Genomic DNA, 8,118 nt, shown 5'->3' with positions numbered 1-8,118 from the left:
AATTTTGTTTGTCAAAGTTGATATCACTACTTGTTTTATCCAATTTGATATTCGCAGTAGCCTGTTTTCCGTCACGATAATAAGTTACCTTAATCGTATCACCAATTGAAGACTTATAAAGTGTACTTTGAAGGTTCACGCTTGAAGTGATTTCGTCATCATTGATTTTGACAATAACGTCGCCTTGCTTGAGTCCAGCTTTGGCAGCAGGCATTCCTGATTGAACTTCAGTGATAGCAACACCGTTAGTCACGTTTTCAGGAAGGTTAAGCGAAGCTAACATGTTTTGGGAAAGACTTGACAAGTTGACCATTTGTACACCGAGAGCAGGTCGAATAACTTTGCCATCTTTTTCCAACTTATTGATAATGTTAACGACATCATTGGCTGGAATTGCAAATCCCATACCTTCTACAGAGACACCACTGCTGCTTGTTCCGCTTGGTGTTGAGGTAATTTTACTTGAGGTAATCCCGATGACTTGTCCTTGAATATTTATGAGTGCACCACCAGAGTTACCGGGGTTAATAGCTGCATCGGTTTGAATAGCGTTAACATTAATTGTTTGGCCTTGGCTGTTTTGCAGTGTAACATTGCGATTTAGACTTGAAACAATTCCTTCTGTTGCTGAGTTTGCATACTCACTTCCAAGGGGAGAACCCACCGCGATAGCGGGCTCACCAACAGTAAGTTTGTCAGAGTTGCCGAATGTTGCTGTTTCTTTGACATACTTAGCATCAATTTTGAGGACAGCTAAATCAGAATAAGCATCAGAACCAACAACTTCAGCAGTAACCTTTTGACCGCCGGCCATGAGAACTTCTAAGGAAGAAGCACCTTCAATAACGTGATAGTTGGTGACGATATATGCTGTATTGCCATCCTTTTTGTAAATAACACCAGAACCCTCTCCAGCCAGCTGTGGCGTATTACTCTCATTGCTACTTGTATCGCCTCCGCCGAAAATCTTCTCAAAATCGTTGCTTGAGGACGATTTTTGGTAATTAAGAACGGAAACAACAGTGTTCGAAATTTTCTTGATTGCTTTTGTAGTATCTGTATTTACTTGGACGTTAACTGTACTTACAGAATTGTCCGAAGTGTTGTTAGATGACGGCGTGTTGGTCATATTTTGGTAGATAGCACTACCTCCGAGAGCGATAGCACCCCCGGCTACGCCTGTAATAAGTAATGAGGCGATATTTTTTTTTGCCATAGTACAAGAATCTCCTTTTCCAGTAAGAAATATTTATACACAAGTATAATGTACATTCCTTAAATAATCTTTAATATAATACTTATAATTGCGGGATACTCACATTTATATAATACCTTAAAAGCCACTAAAATGGAATAGAAAAAGAAGTTTTCCACACTTCTGTGTAAAACTCAATAATAATTGTGAACAAGTGAATAAAATTCACAGCTTTTCCACAAGAATGTGGATAAGTTGTGAAAAATGTTGATAAATCTAGCTTTCATTTTGCTTTCAACTGGGGAAAAAGATAAAATAGAAGAATGAAGATAAAATTAATTGTTGTAGGAAAGCTTAAAGAAAAGTATCTCAAGGATGGCATAGCCGAATACCAAAAGCGTATGCGCACGATGAATCCTGTGGAAATTATTGAGTTGCCGGATGAAAAAATTCCCGACAATGCTTCAGACAAGGAAAAAGAAGCAGTAAAAAATCGAGAAGGTGAAAAAATATTGGCTCGAATTGATGATGGGGATAAGTTGGCAGTTCTTGCCATTCAAGGCAAGCTAATGACCAGTGAGAATCTGGCCGAATTTGTGAAGAACTGTGAAATTTATGGTACGCGTCACTTAGTTTTAGTTATTGGAGGATCTCTGGGGCTATCTGATGCTGTTTATAAACGAAGTGATTTACAACTATCTTTTGGGCGTTTTACTTTACCCCATCAATTAATGCGGCTTGTGCTTATTGAGCAAATTTATCGCGCACAAATGATAAATAGAGGGAGTGCCTATCATAAATGAAAATCATAGAAGACTTTCAGGCCCATGCTGATACAGAAAAGGCAAAGAAGCAAGAAGCTTATTTGCGCAACCAGTTTAAATTTTTAGGGCTTTCAACACCGGTTCGTCGCGAGTTATCAAAAAGTTTCTTAAAGGAAAAAGCTGAAGAAAAGATAATCGATTGGCAACTTGTTGATCGTTTGTGGTCAGAAGAAGAAAGAGAATTTCAATATTTGGCATGTGACTATCTTCGAAAAATGAAGAAGTATCTAAAGACTACAGATTTACCCCAAATTTATCAGCTAGCAACGACAAAATCTTGGTGGGAAACAGTGGATAGTTTGGATGAGTTGGTGGGCACTCTCTTGCTTAGTGGAAAGATAAAATCACAAGATATTTTGAATTGGTCAATAGATGAAAATTTTTGGATTCGTCGTATCGCAATTGATTGTCAGCTTGGTTTTAAAGAAGCGACAGATACAGAACTCCTGTCCTCCGTAATTCGAAATAATCTGGGGTCAAAGGAATTTTTTATTAATAAGGCTATCGGCTGGGCTTTAAGAGATTATTCGCAGACGCATCCAAAATGGGTCGCCCACTTTCTTTCAGAAAATGAAGAAAAACTTGCAAATTTGTCTTTGCGTGAAGCGTCCAAGTATTTATAGACAGCCCTTACAAAATGTGCTATAATAGTCCTATTGTCTGTGGATAATCAATGTTTTAAAGGAGAATTTAATAAATGAATGTTATGTCTTTGATCTTTATGGTTGTTGTTGTAGGTGGGATGATGTTCTTCATGAACCGTAGCCAAAAGAAAGCTCAACAACAACGTCAAGAACAATTGAACTCAATGGTTATTGGCGCAGAAATCGTAACTATTGGTGGTTTACACGGTGTCTTGAGTGGTATGAATGAAGCTGATGCAACGATCGAATTAGATTGTGAAGGCGTTATTTTAACTTTTGATCGTGCAGCTGTTAAAACAGTAAAAAACAATACTGCTGCAGCACCAACAGTTTCTGAAACAACAGTTGTTGAAGAAACTAAAAAAGAAGATAACCCAATCGAAGAATAAGCAGTAAAAGATAAGTTTAAAAGCCTATCACTCGTGATAGGTTTTTTGTTTTTCGAAAACACCGTGATTGTATTGTAAAAAACAGGTCTTTTTCTCTTTAGAGAGCCATTGCTGCAGTGACTTCAGAGCAAAATGTATCGAATTTACCTGTGTTTTTATCCAAAATATGATAAAATGGGAGTACTAACTGTGAGGTGCTATGTTTAATAACTTAAAAAATAACTCGCAAGAGCAAATTCCAGTGCCACGGCATATTGGAATAATTATGGATGGAAATGGCCGTTGGGCTAAAAGTCAAGGGAAACCAAGAATTTTTGGTCATAAGGCCGGAATGGATGCCCTAAAGACGGCAGCTATCCACGGACAAAGACGTGGTGTAAAGGTAATGACTGTTTATGCTTTTTCGACAGAAAACTGGTCTCGTCCTATGGATGAGGTCAAGTTTATCATGAGTTTGCCCATTGATTTTTATAGTAAATATCTTCCAATTCTTAATGAAGAAAATATCCAAATTCGGATGATTGGCGAGCGTGAAGGTTTACCGAAAGCAACTTTAAATTCAATTGACCGTGCAGCTGCTGAAACAGCCAATAATACAGGAATGATTCTTAACTTTGCCATGAATTATGGCGGACGTCGGGATATCCTTTTGGCTGTTCAAGAGTTGGCAAAAAGTGGTAAAGATTTGGCGGAAATTACAGAAGAAGAACTTTCTGCTCATTTACAGACAGCAATTTTGCCTGAAGATTTACGGGATCCTGATTTGATTGTCCGAACGTCAGGGGAATTACGTTTGTCTAACTTTTTACCTTGGCAGGCTGCCTACAGTGAGCTTTATTTTACAGATGTAGCTTGGCCAGATTTTGATGAAGCAGCTTTAGATGCTGCTATTTTAGAGTTTCAAAAACGTGATCGCAGATATGGAGGAGTAAAATGATAAAGCGTATAATCACTGCTATTATCGGAGGAGCCGTTTTTATTGGCCTAATGTTGGCAGGCGGTGCCTATTTTCAAATTTTAATAGCATTGTTGGTTATTATAGCGATGAATGAACTGTTCAAGATGCACAAACTACAATTGATGTCTTTTGAAGGAATATTATCAACTATGGCGGCCTTATGCTTGGCTTTGCCGATTGGAAAATATTTCTTTGGCATGGATGTTGAAGGAAGTACTCTTCTCTTCATGCTTTGTTTATTTGGCATGTTGACCGCTATGGTTTTTTCCAAAGGTTCATATAGTTTCGAAGATATTGGCTTTCCTTTTCTCTCAGCCTTTTATGTAGGTATTGGCTTTCAAAGCTTACTCTTGGCACGTGAAAGTGGATTAGCTGTCGTCTTCTTGGCCTTATTTATTGTTTGGTCTACAGATATTGGGGCATACTTTGTCGGGAAATCAATTGGGAAACGAAAATTAATCCCCGATGTTTCACCAAATAAGACGGTAGAAGGTTCTATTGGAGGTATCTTATCTGCAGTAGTCGTTGCAATTTTGATGTTTATTTTTTATAAAAATGACTTGCCTCAAATCGGCTTCGTAAAACTTGTTCTCTTTACCATTGTCTTTTCTATCGTAGGACAAATTGGTGACTTGGTAGAGTCAAGTATCAAACGTCATTATGGGGTAAAAGATTCAGGGAAACTTTTACCGGGACATGGAGGCGTGCTTGATCGCTTTGATAATTTAATCTTTGTCTTCCCAATTATGCATTTATTAGGCTTGTTCTAAGCCTTGAGGTAAAATAATACGAAATAAAAATACTCTCACTTCACATTTTATTACGCTTTAGGTAAAATAGAGTGTTAAGGAGGGTTTTGTTTCAAAGAAAATAAGAAATAAATACACCTTTAAAGTTATTCGCTCACAAGCTGATGAAAAGCTAGAAGATTAAGGGAGGATCTTTATTGATTCAAACATTGGTAACATTTATCATTGTCTTTGGTATTATTGTTGTTGTACATGAGTATGGTCATCTGTTCTTTGCTAAGCGCGCGGGGATTTTAGTCCGCGAGTTTTCCATTGGAATGGGCCCCAAAATTTTTGCACATCAAGCCAAAGATGGCACGTTTTATAGCATTCGTATACTTCCTCTTGGAGGTTATGTCCGCATGGCGGGCTGGGGCGATGATACAACGGAAATAAAAAAAGGAACCCCGGCATCTTTGATGATTGTTGAAAATCAGGTGGTTAAAATTAATCTTTCTGAGCGGGTGACTTTGGAAAATAGTGTCCCCATGCTGGTCACTGAATACGATTTTGAAGAAGCACTTTTCATCGAAGGAGAAGTTTTTGGTGAAACAAAACGTTATTCAGTTGACCATGATGCAACAATTATCGAAGCGGATGGCACGGAACTTCGTATCGCTCCACGCGACGTACAATATCAAAGTGCCAGCGTTCTCGGCAAGATTTTAACAAATTTTGCTGGTCCTTTAAATAACTTTATTTTAGGGATTATAGCTTTTATTATCATCACTTTTATGCAAGGTGGTGTACCTTCTAATACAAATCAAATCGGACAAGTCCAATCTGGCACCCCTGCTTATTCGGCAGGTTTACAGTCAAAGGATAAAATCCAAGCAGTCAATGGTGAAAAAACCAATAATTGGGAAGAAGTTGTCCAAAGGATCGGTGCAAATGATGGCAGTGAAATCAAGCTGGATATTGAACGTGCAGGTGCGACGAAGACACTGGAGCTCAAGCCAGAAAAAATTGACGGAAGATACCGCATTGGTATCACTCAAACAATCAAAACAGGCTTTTTAGATAAGCTAACGGGAGGCTTTACTCAGGCTGCTAACGCAACAACGTTGATATTTAAAGCTTTAGGTAACCTCATTGTACAGCCAAGTCTTGATAAACTTGGTGGACCAGTGGCTATTTATGATTTAAGTGGGCAAGCAGCCCGAGAAGGTCTATTATCTGTTATCGCTTTACTTGCCATGCTCTCAATTAATCTGGGAATCGTAAATTTAATCCCAATCCCCGTCCTTGACGGAGGGAAAATTGTCCTCAATATTGTTGAGGCCCTACGAGGCAAACCACTTTCACAAGAAAAAGAAGGAATCTTAACACTTGTTGGTCTTGTCTTTATGGTGGTCTTGATGATTGCTGTGACTTGGAATGATATCCTCCGAGCCTTTATTAGATAAGAAACGAAAAATTTAAGGAATAAAATATGAAACAATCAAAAATGCTTATACCAACGCTTCGCGAAATGCCAAGCGATGCACAAGTTATCTCACATGCTCTTTTAGTTCGTGCGGGATATGTCCGTCAAATCTCTGCAGGTATTTACGCTTACTTGCCATTGGCAAATCGTGTGCTTGAAAAACTTAAAACAATCATGCGCGAAGAATTTGAAGAAATCGGTGCAGTAGAACTCTTGGCTCCTGCACTTTTGACAGCAGATCTCTGGCGTGAATCAGGACGTTACGATACTTATGGGGAAGATCTCTACAAGTTGAAAAACCGCGATCATTCCGACTTTATCCTAGGTCCTACACATGAAGAAACAATGACGGCCCTGGTACGTGATGAAGTTACTTCATATAAAAAACTTCCTTTAAACGTTTACCAAATTCAATCGAAATATCGTGATGAAAAACGTCCACGTTATGGGTTGCTCCGCGGTCGTGAATTCATCATGAAAGACGGTTATAGTTTCCATGCGGACTATGAAAGTCTTGATGAAACGTACAACGACTACAAGCGGGCTTATGAAAAAATCTTTAGTCGTGCAGGACTTGATTTCAAAGCAATTATTGGTGACGGTGGTGCAATGGGCGGTAAAGATAGCCAAGAGTTTATGGCTATCACAGCTGATCGCACGGATCTGGAAAAATGGTTGGTTCTTGGAAATTCTATTGAATCAATTGACGAAATTCCAAACACAGTCATTGAGCAAATCCAAGAAGAACTTGCCAAATGGCTTGTTGCAGGTGAAGACACAGTCGTTTATGCTGACGGTGGTGACTATTCTGCTAACTTGGAAATGGCAACAAACAAGTTTGAAAATATCGCTAGCTATACGGAAACTTTGGAGCTTGAAAAAGTTGCAACACCTGACGCGAAGACAATCGATGAAGTTGCTGCCTTTTTAGAAGCTGACGTTGCTGAAACAATTAAAACACTTGTTTTCCGTGCTGATGAAGAGTTGGTTGTAGTACTGATGCACGGTAATGATGAGTTGAATGAAGTCAAACTCCAAAACTACTTAGGTGCAAGTTCTGTCGAACCTGCCACAGAAGCAGATGTCGAAAACTTAGCTGGTGCTCACTTTGGTTCACTTGGTCCTATCGGTTTGAAAGACGTTAAGATTATTGCTGACCGTGAAGTTCAAGCGGTTAAGAATGCTATCATCGGAGCAAATGAAGATGGTTTCCACTATCGTAATGCTAATTTTGGTCGTGACTTTGAAGTAGACGAATTTGTTGATTTACGTACGGTTAACGAAGGCGAAATGTCTCCTGACGGTCGTGGCACACTTAAGTTTGCGCGTGGTATTGAGATTGGACACATCTTTAAATTAGGCACACGCTACTCAGATTCAATGGGTGCCAACGTTCTTGACAAAAATGGTAAGGCAGTGCCGATCGTTATGGGTTGTTATGGTATCGGCGTGAGCCGTTTGCTTTCAGCAATTCTTGAACAATTTGCCCGCATTTACGTAGAGAAAACACCACGTGAAGAGTACAAATTCAGCTGGTCAATCAACTTCCCTAAAGAGCTTGCACCATTTGATATTCACTTGGTACCTGTCAATACAAAAGATGAAGAAGCAATGGCTGTAACAGCTGAACTAGAAACTGCCCTTCGTGGTAAAGGCTATCAAGTTCTTGTGGATGACCGCAATGAACGTGCAGGAGTGAAGTTCGCAGACAGTGATTTGATTGGCTTACCTGTTCGTGTAACGATCGGTAAAAAAGCAAGTGAAGGCATCGTTGAAGTTAAAATTCGTGCAACAGGTGAAGTTGTTGAAATCAATAAAGAAGAACTTGTCAATACGATTGAAATTTTGACGAAATAAAGAAGTATTTATAAAAGTATAAAAAAATCGAGATAAT

At 39.0% G+C, this 8,118-nt stretch carries 8 protein-coding genes; 7 read left to right on the top strand and 1 reads right to left on the bottom strand.

Annotated elements, in window-relative coordinates; translation table 11 throughout:
- On the bottom strand, positions 1 to 1,216 hold a 1,216-nt coding region (locus tag LACDD01_RS10925), incomplete at its 3' end, for a S1C family serine protease (RefSeq protein WP_061415242.1).
- 302 nt (positions 1,217 to 1,518) lie between these two features.
- On the opposite strand from LACDD01_RS10925, the gene rlmH reads away from it, so the two are divergent.
- The 7 genes from rlmH to LACDD01_RS10890 all read left to right on the top strand — a co-directional run bounded on the left by rlmH (position 1,519) and on the right by LACDD01_RS10890 (position 8,081).
- Complete coding sequence (gene rlmH, locus LACDD01_RS10920; RefSeq protein WP_019291566.1) at positions 1,519 to 1,998, top strand: 23S rRNA (pseudouridine(1915)-N(3))-methyltransferase RlmH; 480 nt, start codon at positions 1,519 to 1,521, stop codon at positions 1,996 to 1,998.
- Positions 1,995 to 2,642, top strand: a complete 648-nt coding sequence (locus LACDD01_RS10915) for a DNA alkylation repair protein (protein WP_061415240.1) — start codon at positions 1,995 to 1,997, stop codon at positions 2,640 to 2,642. The genes rlmH and LACDD01_RS10915 overlap by 4 nt, the downstream gene beginning before the upstream one ends.
- 74 nt (positions 2,643 to 2,716) lie before the next feature.
- The gene (gene yajC, locus LACDD01_RS10910) at positions 2,717 to 3,052 is read left to right on the top strand and encodes a preprotein translocase subunit YajC (RefSeq protein WP_014025468.1); all 336 of its coding nucleotides are present in this window, start codon (positions 2,717 to 2,719) and stop codon (positions 3,050 to 3,052) included.
- A 199-nt stretch (positions 3,053 to 3,251) separates the two neighbouring features.
- A complete protein-coding gene (locus LACDD01_RS10905; protein WP_019292981.1) occupies positions 3,252 to 3,989 on the top strand; it encodes an isoprenyl transferase in 738 nt (245 codons plus the stop codon).
- The gene (locus LACDD01_RS10900; RefSeq protein WP_019291563.1) at positions 3,986 to 4,780 is read left to right on the top strand and encodes a phosphatidate cytidylyltransferase; all 795 of its coding nucleotides are present in this window, start codon (positions 3,986 to 3,988) and stop codon (positions 4,778 to 4,780) included. Before LACDD01_RS10905 ends, LACDD01_RS10900 begins: the two co-directional genes overlap by 4 nt.
- A gap of 176 nt (positions 4,781 to 4,956) precedes the next feature.
- A complete protein-coding gene (gene rseP / locus LACDD01_RS10895; protein WP_061415238.1) occupies positions 4,957 to 6,204 on the top strand; it encodes an RIP metalloprotease RseP in 1,248 nt (415 codons plus the stop codon).
- Positions 6,205 to 6,230: 26 nt separating this feature from the next.
- Complete coding sequence (locus LACDD01_RS10890; RefSeq protein ID WP_017369962.1) at positions 6,231 to 8,081, top strand: proline--tRNA ligase; 1,851 nt, start codon at positions 6,231 to 6,233, stop codon at positions 8,079 to 8,081.
- Positions 8,082 to 8,118: the final 37 nt, after the last annotated feature.

This window comes from Lactococcus sp. DD01, from assembly GCF_001578715.1.
In the GTDB taxonomy this organism is placed as follows: Bacteria; Bacillota; Bacilli; order Lactobacillales; family Streptococcaceae; genus Lactococcus; species Lactococcus petauri.
Note: the sequence above shows the minus strand (reverse complement) of the source record. Positions and strands in the feature narration are given on the sequence as shown.

Coding starts and splice junctions, on each gene's coding strand:
- rlmH (WP_019291566.1), top strand. CDS start 1,519: ATGAAGATAAAATTAATTGTTGTAGGAAAGCTTAAAGAAAAGTATCTC.
- LACDD01_RS10915 (WP_061415240.1), top strand. CDS start 1,995: ATGAAAATCATAGAAGACTTTCAGGCCCATGCTGATACAGAAAAGGCA.
- yajC (WP_014025468.1), top strand. CDS start 2,717: ATGAATGTTATGTCTTTGATCTTTATGGTTGTTGTTGTAGGTGGGATG.
- LACDD01_RS10905 (WP_019292981.1), top strand. CDS start 3,252: ATGTTTAATAACTTAAAAAATAACTCGCAAGAGCAAATTCCAGTGCCA.
- LACDD01_RS10900 (WP_019291563.1), top strand. CDS start 3,986: ATGATAAAGCGTATAATCACTGCTATTATCGGAGGAGCCGTTTTTATT.
- LACDD01_RS10890 (WP_017369962.1), top strand. CDS start 6,231: ATGAAACAATCAAAAATGCTTATACCAACGCTTCGCGAAATGCCAAGC.